At 60.0% G+C, this 20,083-nt stretch carries 17 protein-coding genes; 12 read left to right on the forward strand and 5 right to left on the reverse strand.

All coding sequences use genetic code 11. The features are described 5' to 3' along the window. Positions 1–122: 122 nt before the first annotated feature. Complete coding sequence (locus ABVN21_RS25405; protein WP_339554890.1) at positions 123–1,067, forward strand: GlxA family transcriptional regulator; 945 nt, start codon at positions 123–125, stop codon at positions 1,065–1,067. A gap of 117 nt (positions 1,068–1,184) precedes the next feature. Here the strand turns inward: ABVN21_RS25405 and ABVN21_RS25410 are convergent, their stop codons facing one another. Further along, on the reverse strand, positions 1,185–1,601 hold the full coding sequence (locus tag ABVN21_RS25410; RefSeq protein ID WP_339554889.1) for a DUF3010 family protein: 417 nt from the start codon (positions 1,599–1,601) through the stop codon (positions 1,185–1,187). A gap of 61 nt (positions 1,602–1,662) precedes the next feature. Continuing rightward, positions 1,663–2,064: a lysozyme inhibitor LprI family protein gene (locus tag ABVN21_RS25415; protein ID WP_339554888.1), complete on the reverse strand. Its 402-nt coding sequence runs from the start codon at positions 2,062–2,064 to the stop codon at positions 1,663–1,665. Between the two features lie 221 nt (positions 2,065–2,285). On the opposite strand from ABVN21_RS25415, the gene ABVN21_RS25420 reads away from it, so the two are divergent. The 8 genes from ABVN21_RS25420 (at position 2,286) to ABVN21_RS25455 (ending at position 12,065) form a co-directional block, all read left to right on the forward strand. Further along, positions 2,286–3,263: a dipeptidase gene (locus ABVN21_RS25420; protein ID WP_008033250.1), complete on the forward strand. Its 978-nt coding sequence runs from the start codon at positions 2,286–2,288 to the stop codon at positions 3,261–3,263. A 78-nt stretch (positions 3,264–3,341) separates the two neighbouring features. Then, positions 3,342–3,872 carry a DUF5943 domain-containing protein gene (locus ABVN21_RS25425; protein WP_075946228.1) on the forward strand — a complete coding sequence of 177 codons (531 nt, stop codon included), beginning with the start codon at positions 3,342–3,344 and terminating at the stop codon, positions 3,870–3,872. 15 nt (positions 3,873–3,887) lie between these two features. Next, positions 3,888–5,948 (forward strand): dimethylglycine demethylation protein DgcA, encoded by a 2,061-nt coding sequence (gene dgcA / locus ABVN21_RS25430; RefSeq protein ID WP_339554887.1) that lies wholly within the window; start codon positions 3,888–3,890, stop codon positions 5,946–5,948. A gap of 138 nt (positions 5,949–6,086) precedes the next feature. Continuing rightward, positions 6,087–8,033: a dimethylglycine demethylation protein DgcB gene (dgcB, locus tag ABVN21_RS25435; protein WP_339554886.1), complete on the forward strand. Its 1,947-nt coding sequence runs from the start codon at positions 6,087–6,089 to the stop codon at positions 8,031–8,033. Then, on the forward strand, positions 8,033–9,253 hold the full coding sequence (locus tag ABVN21_RS25440) for an electron transfer flavoprotein subunit alpha/FixB family protein (protein WP_339554885.1): 1,221 nt from the start codon (positions 8,033–8,035) through the stop codon (positions 9,251–9,253). The genes dgcB and ABVN21_RS25440 overlap by 1 nt, the downstream gene beginning before the upstream one ends. A 15-nt stretch (positions 9,254–9,268) precedes the next feature. Then, positions 9,269–10,039, forward strand: coding sequence for an electron transfer flavoprotein subunit beta (locus tag ABVN21_RS25445; RefSeq protein WP_339554884.1), 771 nt, complete (start codon positions 9,269–9,271; stop codon positions 10,037–10,039). 124 nt (positions 10,040–10,163) lie between these two features. Next, the gene (locus tag ABVN21_RS25450; RefSeq protein WP_339554883.1) at positions 10,164–10,730 is read left to right on the forward strand and encodes a GNAT family N-acetyltransferase; all 567 of its coding nucleotides are present in this window, start codon (positions 10,164–10,166) and stop codon (positions 10,728–10,730) included. A 129-nt stretch (positions 10,731–10,859) separates the two neighbouring features. After that, the gene (locus ABVN21_RS25455; RefSeq protein WP_339554882.1) at positions 10,860–12,065 is read left to right on the forward strand and encodes a retropepsin-like aspartic protease; all 1,206 of its coding nucleotides are present in this window, start codon (positions 10,860–10,862) and stop codon (positions 12,063–12,065) included. Between the two features lie 804 nt (positions 12,066–12,869). Here ABVN21_RS25455 and gbcA read toward each other — a convergent pair. Next, positions 12,870–14,165, reverse strand: coding sequence for a glycine-betaine demethylase subunit GbcA (gene gbcA, locus ABVN21_RS25460; protein ID WP_339554881.1), 1,296 nt, complete (start codon positions 14,163–14,165; stop codon positions 12,870–12,872). 281 nt (positions 14,166–14,446) lie between these two features. Between gbcA and gbcB the strand changes: the two genes are divergently transcribed. Beyond that, positions 14,447–15,547 carry a glycine-betaine demethylase subunit GbcB gene (gbcB, locus tag ABVN21_RS25465; RefSeq protein ID WP_339554880.1) on the forward strand — a complete coding sequence of 367 codons (1,101 nt, stop codon included), beginning with the start codon at positions 14,447–14,449 and terminating at the stop codon, positions 15,545–15,547. A gap of 117 nt (positions 15,548–15,664) precedes the next feature. On the opposite strand, the gene ABVN21_RS25470 is transcribed toward gbcB, so the two are convergent. Both ABVN21_RS25470 and ABVN21_RS25475 read right to left on the reverse strand, forming a co-directional pair. Continuing rightward, positions 15,665–16,489 carry an NAD(P)-dependent oxidoreductase gene (locus ABVN21_RS25470; protein ID WP_339554879.1) on the reverse strand — a complete coding sequence of 275 codons (825 nt, stop codon included), beginning with the start codon at positions 16,487–16,489 and terminating at the stop codon, positions 15,665–15,667. 171 nt (positions 16,490–16,660) lie between these two features. Next, positions 16,661–17,701, reverse strand: a complete 1,041-nt coding sequence (locus ABVN21_RS25475) for a low specificity L-threonine aldolase (RefSeq protein ID WP_339554878.1) — start codon at positions 17,699–17,701, stop codon at positions 16,661–16,663. A 131-nt stretch (positions 17,702–17,832) separates the two neighbouring features. Between ABVN21_RS25475 and ABVN21_RS25480 the strand changes: the two genes are divergently transcribed. Together ABVN21_RS25480 and glyA are read left to right on the forward strand one after the other, a co-directional pair. Next, positions 17,833–18,561 carry a TraX family protein gene (locus ABVN21_RS25480; protein ID WP_339554877.1) on the forward strand — a complete coding sequence of 243 codons (729 nt, stop codon included), beginning with the start codon at positions 17,833–17,835 and terminating at the stop codon, positions 18,559–18,561. Between the two features lie 259 nt (positions 18,562–18,820). Further along, positions 18,821–20,074, forward strand: a complete 1,254-nt coding sequence (gene glyA / locus ABVN21_RS25485) for a serine hydroxymethyltransferase (RefSeq protein WP_339554876.1) — start codon at positions 18,821–18,823, stop codon at positions 20,072–20,074. The last annotated feature ends 9 nt before the right edge of the window (positions 20,075–20,083 follow it).

A 20,083-nucleotide genomic window follows, 5' to 3' on the forward strand; every position in this document is an offset into this window, starting at 1 on the left:
AAATCAGCCATGAAAGCGCACTGCGGCGACCAGCACTTGCACTGCAGCGACCTGTGCTCTTGAATGCCTGTGGCAAGTGGCGTATCAACACTCTCACGCTGCCCGTCAACCGAGTGCGCTCAATGTCCCAGGATTTCTATTTCTTGTTGATGCCGGGTTTCTCGGCCATTGGATTTATCTCGGCCATCGAGCCGCTGCGAGTCGCCAACCGTTTCCGAGGCGAGCTGTATCGCTGGCATGTGCTGAGCGCCGACGGTGGCGCGGTTTTGGCCAGCAACGGCATGTCGGTCAACGCCGATGCGGCGCTGGAGCCGCTGAAGAAGGGCGCGACCCTATTGGTGGTCGCCGGTTTCGAACCGCTGAAATTCGCCACTCCCTCGCTGGAGCACTGGCTGCGGCGACTGGACAACGAAGGCGTGACCCTCGGCGCCATCGACACCGGTAGTTTCATTCTCGCCGAGGCGGGGTTGCTCGACGGCCATCGCCTGACCCTGCACTGGGAGGCCATCGACGCCTTCAAGGAGTCCTATCCGCAGCTCAGCGTCACCCAGGAGTTGTTCGAGATCGATCGTCGGCGCATCACTTCTGCTGGCGGAACCGCTTCGATCGATTTAATGCTGGATCTGATCGCCCAGGCCCACGGCCCGGACCTGGCGATCCAGGTCAGCGAACAATTCGTGCTCGGCCGAATTCGCCCGCGCAAAGACCACCAGCGCATGGAAGTCGCCACCCGGTATGGCATCCGCAACAAGAAACTGGTGCAAGTAATCGGCGAGATGGAGCAACACAGCGAACCGCCGCTGAGCACGCTGGAACTGGCGGAATCGATCAAGGTGACACGGCGTCAGCTCGAACGGCTGTTTCGCCTGCATTTGAATGACACACCGAGTAATTTCTATCTGCAATTAAGGCTGGAAAAAGCGCGGCAGTTGCTGCGACAGACCGACATGAGCGTGCTGGAAGTGAGCATTGCCTGCGGGTTTGAATCGCCGTCGTATTTCACCCGCAGTTATCGGGCGAAATATGAGCGGTGCCCTCGGGAAGACCGGCGCACCGCAAAAGCATGAACAATTGAGGCCCTTGTAGGAGCTGGCTTGCCAGCGATAGCGGTATATCCGTCAGCATCCTGATTGACTGATACACCGCTATCGCCAGCAAGCCGGCTCCTACAGAGTGTGATGCGGTTACTTCTTCATCAACGCCGAACACGCCGCCTTGTACGCCTCATGCTGATACTTGTTCAGCGTCGCAGGCGGCTCAAAACCGTGCTTCTTGGCTTGCGCATTGATCGTCTGTGGCGACAACAGCGTCACCTCACAATTCTCCAGCAACTGGAAAATACCCTCGATCTTGAACGTCGTCGGCCCGCCGGCGAACTCACCTTTCTTGCTGCGCTTCTTGATCGCGATCCGATCAACCGAATTCTCGCGCACAAACGAAGCAACCTGAGCCGCAAAGACTTTGACGTTGGCGGCTTCGTCGTCATCGTCCAGGGCGATTTTCTTGGTGGCGAGTGCGACATGGCTCAAAGCCGAGCCTTCGAGGTCGGCCACGGCGATGATCGCTTCGCTGCCTTTGATTTCGATGCCGCAGACTTTCATGTTGAATCCCTTTTCTGGCTGATGGCGTGCAGCTTACAGCTCAAGTTGACTGGCGGTGACGTTACTCCTGCCCAATCGACTCCAAAAACTCCGACCGCTCGTCACTCATCCTTGCCACGCAATCATTCTGCGCAATCGTGAACGCCTTGCTGCCCGACGTGGTCGGGAAGGCTTCGACGGCGCAGTCGGCGTCGCGGGTTTTCAGCCATTGTTGTTGGGCGGCTTTGATTTTGGCGGTGATGTCGGTCAGTTGCGACGGGTTCTTGCCGTAGAGCGACTGCATGCGCTCATTCAGACTTTTGTAGTTTTCGCTCAGCAGGTCTTCGGCGGTGGTTTTGCTGAAGGCCGAGCATTCCAGGGTCTGGATGTCGTTTTCGACTTTGTCGCAGGGGTTGTCGTCGGCTTCTTCAGCCGCGTGTACGCCAGTCGCTATCAGTGCCAAAGCCAGGAAGATCGATTTCATTACATCGCCCCAAATTTAGTAATGCGGCGAATTCTGGCCCAAGCGCGAGGGCTTGAACAGGGCACTGATTACGCCCGGCGACGACCCTTTGTCGCAGATTGACGCTTTCGGCAAACCCCCTGTCGTTTTTGCACCGGGTCGCCCCGGTCCTCAGGCATATGCTGGCCCCAAAGCGCCGGCAGACGATTCGGCGCATGAATCGCTAATAAGGGGACAGCCTGATGAGCCCAGCCGAATTGCACGCCGACAGCATCGTTATCGACGGGCTGATTATTGCCAAGTGGAACCGTGAGCTGTTCGAAGACATGCGCAAGGGCGGTCTGACCGCGGCCAACTGCACCGTGTCGGTGTGGGAGGGCTTCCAGGCCACCGTCAATAACATCGCCGCCAGCCAGAAACTGATTCGCGAGAACAGCGACCTGGTGATTCCGGTGCGTACCACTGCCGACATCCGCAAGGCCAAGGAGCAGGGCAAGACCGGCATCCTTTTCGGCTTCCAGAATGCCCACGCGTTTGAAGACCAGATCGGCTATGTCGAGGTGTTCAAGCAGCTCGGCGTCGGTATCGTGCAGATGTGCTACAACACCCAGAACCTCGTGGGCACCGGTTGCTACGAGCGTGATGGCGGCCTGTCGGGCTTCGGTCGTGAAATCGTTGCCGAAATGAACCGCGTTGGCGTGATGTGCGACCTGTCCCACGTCGGCTCCAAGACTTCCGAGGAAGTCATCCTCGAATCGAAGAAACCGGTGTGCTACTCCCACTGCCTGCCGTCGGGCCTGAAAATCCACCCGCGCAACAAGTCCGATGAAGAACTGAAGTTCATCGCCGACCACGGCGGCTTCGTCGGCGTGACCATGTTCGCGCCGTTCCTGGCCAAGGGCATCGATTCGACCATCGACGACTATGCCGAAGCCATCGAATACACCATGAACATCGTCGGCGAAGACGCCATCGGCATCGGCACTGACTTCACCCAGGGCCATGGCCAGGACTTCTTCGAATACCTGACCCACGACAAGGGCTACGCCCGCCGCCTGACCAGCTTCGGCAAGATCATCAACCCGCTGGGCATCCGCACCGTCGGCGAGTTCCCGAACCTCACCGAAACCCTGCTCAAGCGCGGTCATTCCGAGCGCGTGGTGCGCAAGATCATGGGCGAAAACTGGGTGAACGTCTTGAAAGATGTCTGGGGCGAATAAGCCGCCGCACTTCTGATTCCTTTCCTGCGGCCGTCCGTGCCGCAGGCAACACAACGAATTTTCTGGAGTTAAGTTTCCATGGCCAAGATCGCCCCACAATTGCCTATCGAAGTCGACAGCGAGACCGGTGTCTGGACCTCCGACGCCCTGCCGATGCTGTATGTGCCGCGCCATTTCTTCGTTAACAACCACATGGGCATCGAGGAAGTGCTGGGCGCTGACGCCTACGCCGAAATCCTCTACAAGGCCGGCTACAAATCCGCCTGGCATTGGTGCGAAAAAGAGGCTGAATGCCACGGCCTGGAAGGCGTCGCGGTGTTCGAGCACTACATGAAGCGTCTGTCGCAACGCGGCTGGGGCCTGTTCAAGATCCAGGACATTGACCTCGACAAAGGCACCGCCAGCGTCAAGCTCGAACACTCCGCTTTCGTCTACGTGTACGGCAAGGTCGGGCGCAAGGTCGACTACATGTTCACCGGCTGGTTTGCCGGCGCGATGGACCAGATCCTCGCCGCCCGCGGCAGCCAGATTCGCACCGTGGCCGAGCAAGTCTACGGTGGCTCCGAAGAGGGCCACGAAGACGGCTTGTTCATCGTCAAGCCGTTGTAAGTCGAGGAACCCGCCATGGCTTTCGAAGCAATGTTCCAGCCGATCCAGATCGGCAAACTGACCATCCGCAACCGTGTGCTCAGCACCGCGCACGCCGAGGTCTACGCGACCGACGGCGGCATGACCACCGACCGGTACGTCAAGTATTACGAAGAGAAGGCCAAGGGCGGGATCGGCCTGGCGATCTGCGGCGGCTCGTCCGTGGTAGCCATCGACAGCCCGCAGGAATGGTGGAGCTCGGTGAACCTGTCCACCGACCGCATCATTCCGCATTTCCAGAATCTGGCCGACGCCATGCACAAGCACGGCGCCAAGATCATGATCCAGATTACCCACATGGGCCGTCGCTCGCGTTGGGACGGCTTCAACTGGCCAACCCTGATGTCGCCATCGGGCGTGCGCGAGCCGGTGCACCGTGCCACCTGCAAGACCATCGAGCCGGAAGAAATCTGGCGGGTGATTGGTAACTACGCACAGGCTGCACGTCGCGCCAAGGCCGGTGGCCTGGACGGCGTGGAATTGTCGGCGGTGCACCAGCACATGATCGACCAGTTCTGGAGCCCGCGCGTCAACAAGCGTACCGACGAATGGGGCGGCACCTTTGAAGGCCGTATGAAATTCGGCCTGGAAGTCTTGAAAGCCGTGCGCGCCGAGGTCGGTGACGACTTCTGCGTGGGAATGCGCATCTGCGGTGACGAGTTCCACCCGGATGGTCTGTCCCACGAAGACATGAAGCAGATCGCCAAGTACTACGACGACACCGGCATGCTCGATTTCCTCGGCGTCGTCGGCTCGGGTTGTGACACCCACAACACCCTGGCCAACGTGATTCCGAACATGAGCTACCCGCCGGAGCCGTTCCTGCACCTGGCGGCCGGCATCAAGGAAGTGGTCAAGGTTCCGGTGCTGCACGCGCAGAACATCAAGGACCCGAACCAGGCCACGCGCATTCTGGAGGGCGGTTACGTCGACATGGTCGGCATGACCCGCGCGCACATCGCCGACCCGCACCTGATCGCCAAGATCAAGATGGGCCACATCGACCAGATCAAGCAGTGCGTCGGTGCCAACTACTGCATTGACCGTCAGTACCAAGGCCTGGACGTGCTGTGCATCCAGAACGCCGCGACGTCCCGTGAATACATGGGCCTGCCGCACATCATCGAGAAAACCACCGGCGTGAAACGTAAAGTCGTGGTGGTCGGTGCAGGTCCTGCGGGGATGGAAGCGGCTCGAGTGGCTGCCGAACGTGGCCACGACGTGACGCTGTTCGAAAAGAAAGAATTCATCGGCGGGCAAATCACCACGGCCTCGAGAGCACCGCAGCGGGACCAGATCGCCGGTATCACCCGCTGGTATCAGCTGGAACTGGCGCGCTTGAAAGTCGATCTGCGCCTGGGCACCGCGGCGGATGCGCCGACCATCATGGACCTGCGTCCAGACGTGGTGGTGCTGGCCGTCGGCGGTCATCCGTTCATCGAGCAGAACGAGCACTGGGGCGCGGCTGAAGGCCTGGTGGTCAGCAGTTGGGACATCCTCGACGGCAAAGTGGCGCCGGGCAAGAACGTGCTGGTCTACGACACCATTTGCGAATTCACCGGCATGTCGACCGCCGACTTCATCGCCGACAAGGGCAGCCAGGTCGAGATCGTCACCGACGACATCAAGCCGGGCGTGGCCATCGGTGGTACGTCGTTCCCGACTTACTACCGCAGCATGTACCCCAAAGAAGTGATCATGACCGGCGACATGATGCTGGAGAAGGTCTACCGCGAAGGCGACAAGCTCGTCGCGGTACTGGAAAACGAATACACCGGCGCCAAAGAGGAGCGGGTGGTGGACCAGGTGGTCATCGAAAACGGCGTGCGCCCGGACGAAGAAATCTACTACGCAATGAAGGAAGGCTCGCGCAACAAAGGCCAGATCGACGTCGAAGCCTTGTTCGCGATCAAGCCGCAACCTTGCCTGGAACAGAGCGGTGACGGCTATTTGCTGTTCCGCATCGGTGACTGCGTGGCCCAGCGCAACGTGCACGCGGCGATCTACGACGCGTTGCGGTTGTGCAAGGATTTCTAAGCCTGCCACCTGTAGGAGCCGGCTTGCTGGCGATGAACGATAACGCGGTCTGACTGATTCACCGCGTCGTCTGAATCGCCAGCAAGCCGGCTCCTACAAGACCGATGCATGACTCCGTGGTTTGTGGGAGCAACACCTATGTTGAACACCCTTCTTCCAATCCTGTTGTTCGCTGCCCTGGGCCTTGCGGTTCTCGGCGCGTTGCGGCGGGTGGCCATGTGGCGCCGGGGCCGGGCCTCGAAGGTCGACTTGATCGGCGGCCTGTTCGCCATGCCCAAGCGCTACATGGTCGACTTGCACCACGTCGTCGCGCGGGACAAATACATCGCCAACACCCACGTCGCCACGGCGGGTGGTGCGGTGGCGTCGATTGTGCTGGCGATTCTGGTGCACGGTTTCGGCCTGCATAACCGCATCCTCGGTTACGCACTGTTGTTGATGTCGGCGGTGATGTTCGTCGGTGCGGTCTTCGTTTATCTGCGTCGGCGCAACCCACCGAGCCGTTTGTCCAAAGGCCCGTGGATGCGCCTGCCGAAAAGCCTGTTGGCGTTCTCGGCTTCGTTCTTCATCGTGACCCTGCCGGTAGCGGGCATTCTTCCGGAAAACTTCGGTGGCTGGCTGGTTGCGGCGATCCTCGGCATTGGCGTGCTGTGGGGTGTGTCCGAGTTGTTCCTCGGTATGACCTGGGGCGGGCCGATGAAACACGCCTTCGCCGGTGCCTTGCACCTGGCCTGGCACCGTCGCGCCGAGCGCTTTGGCGGTGGTCGTTCCACCGGTTTGAAACCGCTGGACCTGAACGACCCGAGCGCACCACTGGGCGTGGAAAAACCCAAGGATTTTACCTGGAACCAACTGCTCGGCTTTGACGCCTGCGTGCAGTGCGGCAAGTGCGAAGCCGCGTGCCCAGCCTTCGCCGCCGGCCAACCGCTGAACCCGAAAAAACTGATTCAGGACATGGTGGTCGGTCTCGCCGGTGGCACCGATGCCAAGTTCGCCGGCAGCCCTTATCCTGGCAAGCCAATCGGCGAGCACGCAGGCAATCCGCATCAGCCGATCGTCAACGGTCTGGTGGATGCCGAAACCCTGTGGTCGTGCACCACCTGCCGCGCCTGCGTCGAGGAATGCCCGATGATGATCGAGCACGTCGATGCCATCGTCGACATGCGTCGCCATCTCACGCTGGAAAAGGGCGCCACACCGAACAAGGGCGCGGAAGTCCTGGAAAACCTGATCGCCACCGACAACCCGGGCGGCTTCGCTCCGGGCGGGCGGATGAACTGGGCGGCGGACCTGAACCTCAATCTGATGAGCGAGATGAAATCCGTCGACGTGCTGTTCTGGGTCGGCGACGGCGCTTTTGACATGCGCAACCAGCGCACCCTGCGGGCTTTCGTCAAAGTGCTGAAAGCGGCCAAGGTCGACTTCGCGGTACTGGGTCTGGAAGAGCGCGACAGCGGCGACGTGGCTCGACGCCTGGGCGATGAAGCGACCTTCCAGCTACTGGCCAAGCGCAATATCCAGACCCTGGCCAAATACAGTTTCAACCGCATCGTCACCTGCGATCCTCACAGCTTCCACGTGCTGAAAAACGAGTACGGCGCCTTCGATGGCAACTACCTGGTGCAGCACCACAGTACCTACATGGCGGAAATCATCGGTGCCGGCGCGCTGAATCTCGGCCAGCACAAAGGCAACAGCGTGACCTATCACGACCCGTGCTACCTCGGCCGCTACAACGGCGAGTACGAAGCGCCGCGCGAAGTGCTGCGCGCCCTCGGGATCGAAGTGAAAGAGATGCAACGCTCCGGTTTCCGCTCGCGCTGCTGCGGTGGTGGTGGCGGTGCGCCGATCACCGACATTCCCGGCAAGCAACGGATCCCCGACATGCGCATGGAAGACATTCGCGAGACCGGCGCCGAACTGGTGGCCGTGGGTTGTCCACAGTGCACGGCGATGCTCGAAGGCGTGGTCGAACCACGGCCGCTGATCAAGGACATCGCCGAACTGGTGGCCGACGCGCTGCTTGAAGACGAAGCGCCGAAGTCGACCACCCCGGTCAAACGTGAACCTGCGGAGGTGCACTGATGAGCGACATTATCCGCCGCGACCCGCGCGCCGAATGGATCGCCCGCAACCGTCTGCATCCGCTGCACGCGGCCATGCAACCGGCGCAGCACAGCTGGATGGGACCGAATGGCGTCATCCGCAAGAACCCCCATGGGATTGGTTTTATCGGTCCCGACGGCATCAAGCGCATTGACCGCAGTGGCGCTCAACAGGGTGGGGCGACCAAACGCTCGGCCGCCGTTGAAGTGCAATTGCCGCTGCATCAAGTGCCTACACCGGCCTTCTACATCAGCGTCGTTCCGGACATGGTCGGTGGCCGCTTGAGCAGCCACGATCGCGACCTGTTGGGCCTGGCTCATCAATTGGCCGGCAACGACGGAGCGGTGTTGGCCGTGGTCTTCGGTGAACACAAAGAGAGCGCCTTCGCGACCGCTGGTGTCGACCGCTTGCTGGTGCTGGAAGGCGACGAGTTCAGTGGTTATGCACCGGAACAACGGGTACAGGGCCTGCGGGCTGTGGATAACCAGTTCAGTCCGCGTCATTGGTTGCTGCCGGACAGCCGCACCGGTGGCGGCGAACTCGGTCGACGCTTTGCCGCAGCGCTGGGCGAGCGCCCGGCAACGCGGGTCTGGCAGGTCAAGGATCAGGAATGCATCGGCCGTGCGGGTGCCGGTTTGCAAGACCTTGCACGTCCGGTTGCACGCTTGATTCTGGCCGCCGTCGAATGTGCCGAACCAGTCAGCGAAACCCGACACGAAGCCTTGCCCGTGGAGTTATCCACAACCGTCGCGCGCAGTTTGTCGCGCATCGAAGATCTGGGCGCGGTGGCGGTGGACCCGGCGGCGATTCCGATGGCCGAAGCCGAGTTCATTTTTTCCGGCGGCAACGGGGTCAAGGATTGGGATTTGTTCCACCAGACCGCTGCAGCGTTGGGCGCCACCGAAGGCGCGTCCCGTGTGGCAGTGGACGATGGCTTCATGGCCCGCGACCGTCAGGTCGGCGCGTCCGGCACCTGGGTCACCGCACGGGTCTATGTTGCGGTGGGGATTTCCGGGGCGATCCAGCACCTGCAAGGCATCGGTGCCTGCGACAAGGTGGTGGCGATCAACCTTGATCCTGGCTGCGACATGATCAAACGGGCCGACCTGTCGGTGATTGGCGAAAGCGCCGAGGTTCTTCAAGCCTTGATCGATGCGGTGGCGGCTTACCGCAACGACGCCAAGCGTGATGCGGCTTAAGGGAAGGAAAGGGTTATGAGCACGAAAATCATCAGCCTGGTGTCCATCGGCGCCCACCCGACCTCCGGCCGGCCTCGTCGCGCGGAACAGGATGCGCGGGCAGTGGAACTGGGTCTGCAACTGGCTGGGGATAACTTGCAGGTGCTGCATGCCGGCGATGTCGCCGAGCCTGCGTTGCGCGCTTATCTGGGCATGGGGCTTGAGCAGTTGCACGTGCTGGAACAACCGCAGGGCGCCGATGCGCTACCGGCGCTCACTGCTTATTTGCGCGACGCCGGGGCGCAGGTGGTGCTGACTGGCAGCCAGGCGGAAACCGGCGAAGGCTCGGGCATGTTGCCGTTCCTGCTCGCCGAGGGCCTCGGTTGGCCGCTGGTGGTGGGGCTGGCGCAGGTCGAATCCATCGATGGCGGTTCTGCGCTGGTACTGCAAGCGTTGCCTCGTGGTCAGCGTCGTCGCTTGAAGGTTCGTTTGCCGTTCCTGGCGACTGTGGATAACGCAGCGCCCAAGCCGCGACAGAGCGCCTACGGCCCGGCCCGGCGCGGGGTGTTGCAGGCCGATGAAGTGGAAATCGTCGACGATGAACTGCTGGCGGTCGCCACGCTGCAACCGGCCAAGCCACGGCCTAAACGCCTGAAAGTGATCAAGGCCAAGAGCGGCGCCGACCGCATGAAAGCCGCAACAGCGAAGGCCAGCGGTGGCGGTGGGCAAGTGCTCAAGGGCGTGACGGCGCAGGCGGGGGCCGAAGCCATCCTCAAGTTGCTCATCGAAGAAGGCGTGGTCCGCTAAACGCTCATCCGCACAAATCTAAATGTGGGAGCTTGCCTGCTCGCGATGACGGTGTGTCAGTCGATATATACGAGGCTGATACACCGCCATCGTGAGCAGGCTCGTTCCCACAGGGGGAAAAACAATGGCAGTTGAATTTCGTTCTGCGGTACGCGCGGATGCGCGAGAGATTGCGCGCTTGTTCCAGATTTCATCAGAGGGCGCTTCGGATTACATCTGGAGCCAGATAGCTGAACCCGGCCAGGATCTGTTGGACGTCGGGGCTCTGCGTTACGCCCGTGACGGTGTGGATTTCTCCTGGCAAAACTGCCTGATTGCCGAGTCGCATGGGCAGGTCGTCGGCATGATGCACAGCTATGTTATGCGTCATGATCCATTCGCTGCACCGGTGACTGATCCGGTGCTGGCGCCCTACGCCACCATGGAAATCCCCGACACCCTCTACATTTCCAGCCTGGCGCTGCATGAGGATTGGCGCAATCAGGGGCTGGGCAAGGTGTTCCTTGCTTACGGCTATGACCGTGCCAATCAGCTCGGGCTCAATGGCCTGAGCCTGATCGACTACGCCGCCAACACCGGCGCCCGGCGTTTCTATGAGCGCCACGGCTTCCGTATTGTGGATACCTGTCAGATCACGCCGCATCCGATGATTCGGGTCACGGGGGAAGCCTATTTGATGTATCGGCCTTAGGGCCTGATCACCTCTCGCGACATGCCCTTGGCTGCTACATTTTTACTGTGCGCTGTTGAGGGTGCAGCATCCGGTATTCCTGGTTTCAGCGCTTGATCATAAAACCTGGTTTTTATGAATGGGCAGGCTATGAAGCCTTTAAAGCTGTCGCTACTGCTTCTTGTCGGGACGTTGCTCGCATCGACGGGAATGCTGGCCGCACCTCGCTCGAGCAAGTCTGAGCTGCGCCCGGACATTGATCCGAACTTCGATCAGTGGCTGGTCTCGGAGCAAGGGGTGAATGCTTCCCTGGGGCAAATGCGTCAGCGCTGCGACAGGGTTTTGGATGCCGAGAAAAACCTTAATTGTTCAGTGTCCGTCATTGCCCGCATGTTCGAGGACAAAGCCGCCAATCAGTTGCCCGATTACTTTCTTGCAATCAAGCGTAAGCACGCCCGGGCCATAGAGGCTAACCAAGAGCTGAAAGTGCTGTTCTCAATGTTCGGCGACCAGTCTCTTTCGACACTCAGAGAGACTGGCGATTTCTCGGTCAAAAAGATCCAGCGGCGCGAAGTGCTCGTCATCCATCCCTACGCCACTGATTTTTTCATTGCCGAAGAGGTCCTTCCGTTCATTGATGTCAGCGCAGCCAATGGTCATTCGGCGCGCTTCGTCCTCGACACCGGCGCCCCGCAAACCCGGGTGAATTACGAAACGGCGAAGCTGATGGGGATCAAGTTGCTGACCGACTCCCACTACGCCTACAGCACGTTCTATGGCGAGAAAGAGTTGACCGCACGCCTGGGGATTCTTGATTCCATCCAGATAGGAGGGAGCGAGTTCCGGAATGTGCTGGTGTTTGTCAGTGATCGGGACAACCTGCTGGGGCTCGATCTGATCAGCAAGTTGGGGCGGCTGAAAATTACCCGCAAAACCCTGGTGTTCAATCCCGCGCCTGCAACCCGATGTGATTCACCGATTGCCTACACCCGCATGGACATCAACCAACGGCTGACGATCGCTGTACGGCTCGATAACAGGGCCACGCTGGCGATTGTGGATACCGGGAACGTTGATTACCTGACATCCGCGTCACCGGGCGATCAAGTCAACGTTGTCACAGGCAACTCACCGATCAACATGGCGCAGCAGCGCTACCAAACCTTCAAGGGCGTTTTGAGTCTGCCGGGTGGAACCACGGCGATCACCTACAAGTTTTATCCTCGCTTCACCATTCCGCCGTCGTGGGTAATGGGCCGGTACGTGCCTTCAATCCTGCTGGGGTGGAGCGCGTTCGAGGACTTTGAGTTGGAGCTGGATATCGATGCCGGAAAATCCTGCTTGAATAAGGTTTGATCGAATTCCGCGTTTCCCAAGCTGTTTACCCACAATCCCTGTTAGCGCTTCTGTGGATAACATGTTCGCCCCTCGCTGCGACCCATACAGACCGCGGCCTGTAAGCCTCAGATCAAAAAACAACCAACATAAGTTGCGGTTTTCCAACGCTTTTTCCTGGAGATACGAGGGTTCGCAAACCTATAGTTGCCCCCAATCTCTGTTGGCGCTTCTGTGGATAAGATGTTCGCTTACTGCTACAGGCCTTATAAAACGTGGCTTTCGAGCGCCTGGCTAAAAAATGATCAAAGTTGTGTTTTTAACCGTCAAACCCTCCGCAAACCCAGAAAATTCGCGGCTTTCACCGGTTTTCCACAGAGGTTCTAAAGTTGTACCCAAAGTCTGTTGGCGCTTCTGTGGATAAGGTGTTCGCGATCCTCTGCAGGCCACGTAAATCGTGAGTTGTACGGGGTTGATCAATAAATGATCAGGTGCTGATGAAAACCAGGGTTATGGATAAGTCACGGATTTTCTTCGGTTTATGTCGAGAAAGTTTCCAGGGTTTCCACAGTTGTCCCCATTAGCTGTGGGTGGAGGTGTGGATAACTTGTTTGCGGAAGGCTGGGAGGCACGAGGGGCATAGCGCGGAACGGAATAGGTCATATTTCGTACAGCTCTAAGGCTGCGGGGGACTTAGATGGGGATGTAGTGCGAGGAACGACGCTATCGCGAGCAAGCTTGCTCCTACAATGGGTCTGAGGTGTACACACATTTCGTGAACGACCCGGACCTGTAGGAGCAAGCTTGCTCGCGATGCTTTTGACCTTAGCCTTGAACCGGAACGCCTTTAAGGTAAGGCGCAGGCTCAGCTCCGAGGTTGTTCAATAGGCGCTCGCTGTACCAGTCCACAAAGTTCACCACACCAAACTCATAGGTCTTGGAGTAAGGCCCAGGCTGGTACGCAGTGGAGTTGATGCCGCGCTGGTTCTCTTCGGCCAGGCGGCGGTCCTGGTCGTTGGTGGCGTCCCAGACCTGGCGCATGCGTTCCACGTCGTAGTCCACGCCTTCGACCGCGTCCTTGTGGACGATCCACTTGGTAGTGACCATGGTTTCCTGAGCGCTGATCGGCCACACGGTGAACACGATGATGTGGTCGCCCATGCAGTGGTTCCACGAGTGCGGCAGGTGCAGGATGCGCATCGACCCCAGGTCCGGGTTCTTGATGCGGCCCATGAGCTTGGCGCAGCCCTGTTTGCCGTCCAGGGTCATCGACACGGTGCCCTTGAGCAGCGGCATGCGCACGATGCGGTTACGCAGACCGAAACTGGCGTGGGCGTAAGGGATTTTCTCGGCTTCCCAGGCTGCGGCAGAGGCGGCGACGTGGTCTTTGAACGCCTGGTCGGCGCGCGGGTCGGTGACGTCGTCCCATTCCAGCAGGGTTTTCAACAGTTCCGGGTGCGACGCGTTGCAGTGGTAGCACTCGCGGTTGTTTTCCAGCACCAGTTTCCAGTTGGCCTTTTCCATCAAGGTGGTGGTAATCGCCACCTTGGTGTTTTCCATGTCGTACGGTTCCATGTAATGGCTGAGCGTCGACAGGAAATCATCGATCGCCGGCGGGTTCTCCGCCAGGCTGATGAAGATGTAGCCGCCGGCGGTCTTCACGTTCACCGGTTTGAGGCCGTACTGCTTCATGTCGAAGTCGGCGCCCATTTCGGTGCCGGCGAACAGCAGGCGACCGTCGAGTTCGTAGGTCCACTGGTGGTAGTGGCAGACCAGTTTGGCGACCTTGCCTTTTTCGCTGGTGCACAGGCGCGAGCCACGGTGCCGGCAGACGTTGTGGAATGCATGCACCACGCCTTCGGCGCCACGGATCACGATGATCGGGTTCTTGCCCACTTGCAGCGTCAGGTAGTTGCCCTTGGTCGGGATCTCGCAGGTCATTCCGGCGATCAACCACTCTTTCTGAAAGATTTCCTGCATGTCGATATCAAACAGGCGCTCGTCCGAGTAAAACGGCTGCGGCAGCGAGAACGTGCGCTCGCGCTCTTGCAGCATCTGCGCGGTGGCCTTGCGTGCGGGTTCCAGCGGATCGCCCAGGCTCAGGGTAGTAGTGACGTCCATCGTTTAATCCTCAAGGCCATTCTGTGTGGCCGGCGAAAGTGGCTACGGTTGTGCGACGCAAGACAAAAAACAGCAGTTATCTGTTGAGGCGAGTGTGGGGCCGGCGCTGGCCAGAACCTTATCCATGGGCGACATGGTGCAATCTGTTCCCGACGCGCAAGCCCCGGTAGTTGGGGGCTGGTCGCGATAAGCATGTGAATGTCGCAGATAGGTAAATGGGCGGTTCGCGCTATACGCAGAATCGCCAACATGAAGGCCGACAGTCGGCCGTGGAGATCAGCATGTCCAACAGCTTCCTGAACCCGGTAACCACCCAGACCTGGGCCAATGGTCGGCACATCGTCCGTTGCGTCAAAGTCATCCAGGAAACCTGGGATGTGCGCACCTTCTGCTTCATGGCCGACCAGCCGATCATGTTCTTTTTCAAGCCGGGGCAGTTCGTCACCCTGGAGCTGGAAATCGAAGGCCAGCCGATCATGCGTTCATACACCATTTCCAGCTCGCCGTCGGTGCCGTACAGCTTTTCGGTGACCATCAAGCGGGTCCCGGGCGGCCGGGTTTCCAACTGGCTGCACGACACCCTGCACGAAGGTCAGGAGCTGGCGGTGCACGGCCCGGTCGGGTTGTTCAACGCCATGGATTTCACCGCGCCGAAGGTCCTTTACCTCAGCGGTGGTGTCGGGATCACGCCGGTCATGTCCATGGCGCGCTGGTTCTACGACACCAACGGCAACGTCGACATGGTGTTTATCCACAGCGCCCGTTCGCCCAAGGACATCATTTACCACCGCGAACTCGAACACATGGCGTCGCGGATCGACAACTTCAGCCTGCACCTGATTTGCGAGAAGCATGGCCTGGGCGAACCGTGGGCCGGTTATCGCGGTTACCTGAACCACAAGATGCTGGAACTGATGGCGCCGGACTTCCTCGAGCGCGAAGTGTTCTGCTGCGGCCCGACGCCATACATGAACGCGGTCAAGCGCCTGCTGGAGAACGCTGGCTTCGACATGAAGCGTTATCACGAAGAGTCGTTTGGTGCGACGCCGCCAGAAGCACGCGCCGATGCCGTGGAACAAGCCGAACAAGCCGCCGAGGCGCCGGAAGTCGATGCGGCGGACCTGCATCAAGTCGAGTTCATCGCTTCCGGCAAAAGCATTCGCGTGGCGCCGGGCGAGACCGTTCACGCGGCGGCATCCAAGGCCGGTCTGCTGATCCCGAAAGCCTGCGGCATGGGCATCTGCGGCACCTGTAAGGTGCTGAAGCTGGGCGGCGAAGTGGAGATGGAACACAACGGCGGGATCACCGAAGAAGACGAAGCCGAAGGGTACATCCTGTCGTGCTGCAGCGTGCCGAAGGGCGACGTGCGTATCGATTTCTAAACAACGCCAAACAACCTGTGGGAGCGAGCCTGCTCGCGGTTGCGGTGGTTCAGCCAACATTGATGTTGAGTCTGATTCCTTCATCGCAAGCAGGCTCGCTGCCACAGGTGCTGTGTTTCAGTCGATAAACAGGTCGGGCATCAGCTTGTCGCTGCTGTCGGGCTCGAAACGGTAATGATGGAACTCGGTCACGCCGTTCTCCCGCAAAACCTCCTCATCAATCAACAACCGCCCGGTCAGGCTGCGATTCGCGCTGCTAAGGATGATATGCGCCGCATCGGCCATGATCGCCGGCGTTCGCGCATGTTTGAACGACTCCCGCGACCCCAGCTGAAACTCGATCGCCGCCGTGGCAATCATCGTCTGCGGCCACAGTGAATTGACGCTGATCCCGTAGTTCTTGAATTCCTCGCTCATGCCCAACGTGAGCATGCTCATGCCGTATTTGGTCACGGTGTACGGGCTGTATTGGGCGAACCATTTGGTGGCGAGATTCAGCGGCGGCGAGAGGTTGAGGATGTGTCCGTTGGACTTCTTCAGGTAGGGCAACGCGGCCTGACTGCACAGCAGTACGGCGCGGGTGTTGATCTGGTGCATGAGGTCGAAGCGCTTGAGTTCGACGTGTTGCACCCCGGTCAACTTGATCGCCCCGGCGTTGTTGATCAGCGCATCGATGCCGCCGAAGTGTTCGTTGGCCTGGGCCAAAGCCTGATGCACGGCGTCTTCATCGCGCACATCCACTTGCAGGGCCAGCGCCTTGCCACCGGCGGCCTCGACTTCCTGGGCCACGCTGAAAATCGTGCCGGGTAGCTTGGGATGCGGCGAGGCGCTTTTCGCCGCGATCACAATATTGGCCCCGTCCCGCGCAGCCCGTAGCGCGATCTCACGACCAATCCCGCGACTGGCGCCGGTAATGAACAGGGTTTTGCCTTGCAATGACATGCGTACGCTCCTGCTTATTGTTTTGTGAGCGGAGGCTCGACAAACAATGTAGACCAAGAGCGCACATCGCCTCTGTAGGAGCCGGCTTGCTGGCGATCCGGACGACGCGGTGCCTGGTCGTCCGCCATCGCTGGCAAGCCAGCTCCTACAGGGATTGCGTAAGTTTGATTATTACGCGGACATCACTTCACGAATGTCTTTGGCCAATTCCCGAACGCGTTCTTCTTCGGTGTCCCACGAACACATGAAGCGTGCGCCGCCGTTGCCGATGAAGGTGTAGAAGCGCCAGCCCTTGGCGGTCAGCGCGGCAATAGCCGGTTCCGACAGTTGCAGGAACACGCCGTTGGCCTGCACCGGGAACATCAGCTCCACGCCCGGAATATCGCTCACCAATTCGGCCAGCAATTGCGCGCAGCGGTTGGCGTGATGGGCGTATTTAAGCCAGGCGCCGTTTTCCAGGATCCCGACCCAAGGCGCGGAGAGGAAGCGCATCTTGGAGGCCAGTTGCCCGGCCTGTTTGCAGCGATAGTCAAAGTCTTCGGCCAGTTTGTGGTTGAAGAACAGAATCGCCTCGCCCACGGCCATGCCGTTTTTCGTGCCACCGAAGCACAACACGTCGACGCCGGCCTTCCAGGTCAGGTCCGCCGGGGTGCAGCCGAGGAACGCGCAGGCGTTGGAGAAGCGCGCGCCGTCCATGTGCAGGTTCAGGCCCAGTTCCTTGCAGGTGGCGCTGATGGCGCGGATTTCGTCCGGGGTGTAGACGCTGCCGACTTCAGTGGCTTGTGTCAGGGTCACGACGCGGGGTTTCGGGTAATGGATGTCCTGGCGCTTGAGGGCCACTTCGCGGATCGAGTCCGGGGTCAGCTTGCCGTTTTCGGTGCGGGCGATCAGCAGCTTGGAGCCGTTGGAGAAAAATTCCGGGGCGCCGCATTCGTCGGTTTCGACGTGGGCGGTTTCCGAGCAGATCACGCTGTGGTAACTCTGGCACAGCGACGACAGGGCCAGCGAGTTGGCGGCAGTGCCGTTGAAGGCGAAAAACACTTCGCAGTCGGTTTCGAACAGTTTGCGGAAATCGTCGGACGCGCGGGCGGTCCATTCGTCGTCGCCGTAAGCGCGCTGGTGGCCATGGTTGGCCTGCTCCATGGCAGCCCAGGCTTCAGGGCAAATGCCGGAGTAGTTGTCGCTGGCGAATTGTTGGCTCTTGTCGGTCATGGCCTGCTTCCGTGGTCGAGGCGCTTATGGTGAAGCGTCTCGTGGTCAATGAGGGTGCGCACTTTACCGAAGATCGTCCGGGGAGCACACGGGATGTCACTGTCAGAAAAATACAAGGATGCCGGGCAATTATGCACATGACTATGCCCTTAAAGCAGCGCGACGGTGCACTGGATCTGCTCAAGTGGCTGGCGCTGCTGAGCATGGTGCTCGATCACCTGCGATATGTCGGTTATTCCGTCGATTTGTTGTATGTGCCGGGGCGTTTGGCGTTTCCGTGGTTTTGCCTGGCGATGGCTGCGAACCTGGCGCGCACATCGACGGTGACGACGGGCGGGCAGTGGCGTTATTTGGGGTGGTTGCTGTTGTTTAGCGCGGTGAGTGAAATTCCTTACCGGATGTTCATTCCTGAGCACGATACGCTGAACGTGTTGCCCACCCTGGTCCTTGGCTTGTTGGTGGCGCGTGGCTGGCAGCAGCCGACGCTGCAATCGCGGTTGCTGGCGGCGCTCGCCTTGCTGCTGGCGGCGCTTTTCACACAAAAAGTGATGTTCGGTTTCTTCGGGGTGTTGTTGCCGTTGGCGATGTTTTTGGTTATCCGGCGACCGTGGTATATCGCGCTTTTGCCGGGGCTGGTTTGTCTGGCGTGTAATCAGTGGCAAGTGTTGTATTACGCCGCACGGCTGGGCAATCACGCCGCCATTCCGGCCATCGTCACTTGCCTGATTGCACCATGGATGGGGATGTTCTTGTTGCGACACCTCCATGACGTAAAACCACCTCCGATGCGCCGCTGGGCGTATGCGCTGTACCCCGCGCATTTTTTGGTGTTGCTCGCGGTACGACAGGCTATCGCGTAGCCCTGTAGGCGCTGGCTTGCCAGCGATTGCGATGGGTCAGCCGGTATCAATGCCAGATGTGACGCCCCCATCGCTGGCAAGCCAGCTCCTACAGGGACCCTGCGTCCATTTCCCGCCATGTCGTAAACGCACCTTTGCGTGGCGCCCGTAGGCATTTGACGACTCCAAGCCAGTCATACCATCGCTATCAAAGGGCACTGCCGAAAAGTACGTGCCTCACCGAGACGAATGGCGCACCACCGCCGCTGGGAGAGACGCGATGTTCAGCAAGCAAGACCAGATCCAGGGTTACGACGATGCACTGCTGGCGGCGATGAATGCCGAGGAGCAACGTCAGGAAGATCACATCGAGCTGATCGCGTCGGAGAACTACACCAGCAAACGCGTCATGGAAGCGCAAGGCAGCGGCCTGACCAACAAATACGCCGAAGGCTATCCGGGCAAGCGCTACTACGGTGGCTGCGAGCACGTCGACAAGGTCGAGGCCCTGGCCATCGAACGCGCCAAACAACTGTTCGGCGCCGATTACGCCAACGTCCAGCCGCACTCCGGTTCCTCGGCCAACAGCGCCGTATACTTGGCGTTGATCCAGCCGGGCGACACCATCCTCGGCATGAGCCTGGCCCACGGCGGTCACCTGACCCACGGCGCCAAAGTGTCGTCCTCGGGCAAGCTGTACAACGCCGTGCAGTACGGCATCGACACCAAGACCGGCCTGATCGACTACGACGAAGTCGAGCGCCTGGCCGTTGAATGCAAGCCGAAGATGATCGTTGCCGGTTTCTCGGCTTACTCCAAGACCCTCGACTTCCCGCGCTTCCGTCAAATCGCCGACAAGGTTGGCGCGCTGCTGTTCGTCGACATGGCCCACGTGGCTGGTCTGGTGGCCGCCGGTCTGTACCCGAACCCGCTGCCGTACGCCGACGTGGTCACCACCACCACCCACAAGACCCTGCGCGGTCCACGTGGCGGCCTGATCCTGGCCAAGTCCAACGAAGAGATCGAGAAGAAACTCAACGCAGCCGTTTTCCCCGGCGCCCAGGGCGGCCCGCTGATGCACGTCATCGCCGGTAAGGCGGTGTGCTTCAAGGAAGCGCTGGAGCCAGGCTTCAAAGCGTATCAACAACAAGTGATCGACAACGCCCAAGCCATGGCCGGCGTGTTTATCAAACGCGGCTACGATGTAGTGTCCGGCGGTACCGACAACCACCTGTTCCTGGTCAGCCTGATCCGTCAGGGCCTCACCGGCAAAGACGCGGATGCAGCACTCGGTCGCGCCCACATTACTGTGAACAAGAACGCTGTCCCGAACGATCCACAGTCGCCGTTCGTGACCTCCGGCCTGCGCATCGGCACCCCGGCAGTCACCACTCGCGGCTTCAAGGTTGCCCAGTGCGTGACGCTGGCGGGCTGGATCTGCGACATCCTCGACAACCTCGGCGATGCCGATGTCGAGGCCAATGTCGCCCAGCAAGTATCGGCCCTGTGCGCAGACTTCCCGGTTTATCGCTGAGTGCGGTTT

This window comes from Pseudomonas sp. MYb327 (assembly GCF_040438925.1).
GTDB lineage: Bacteria > Pseudomonadota > Gammaproteobacteria > Pseudomonadales > Pseudomonadaceae > Aquipseudomonas.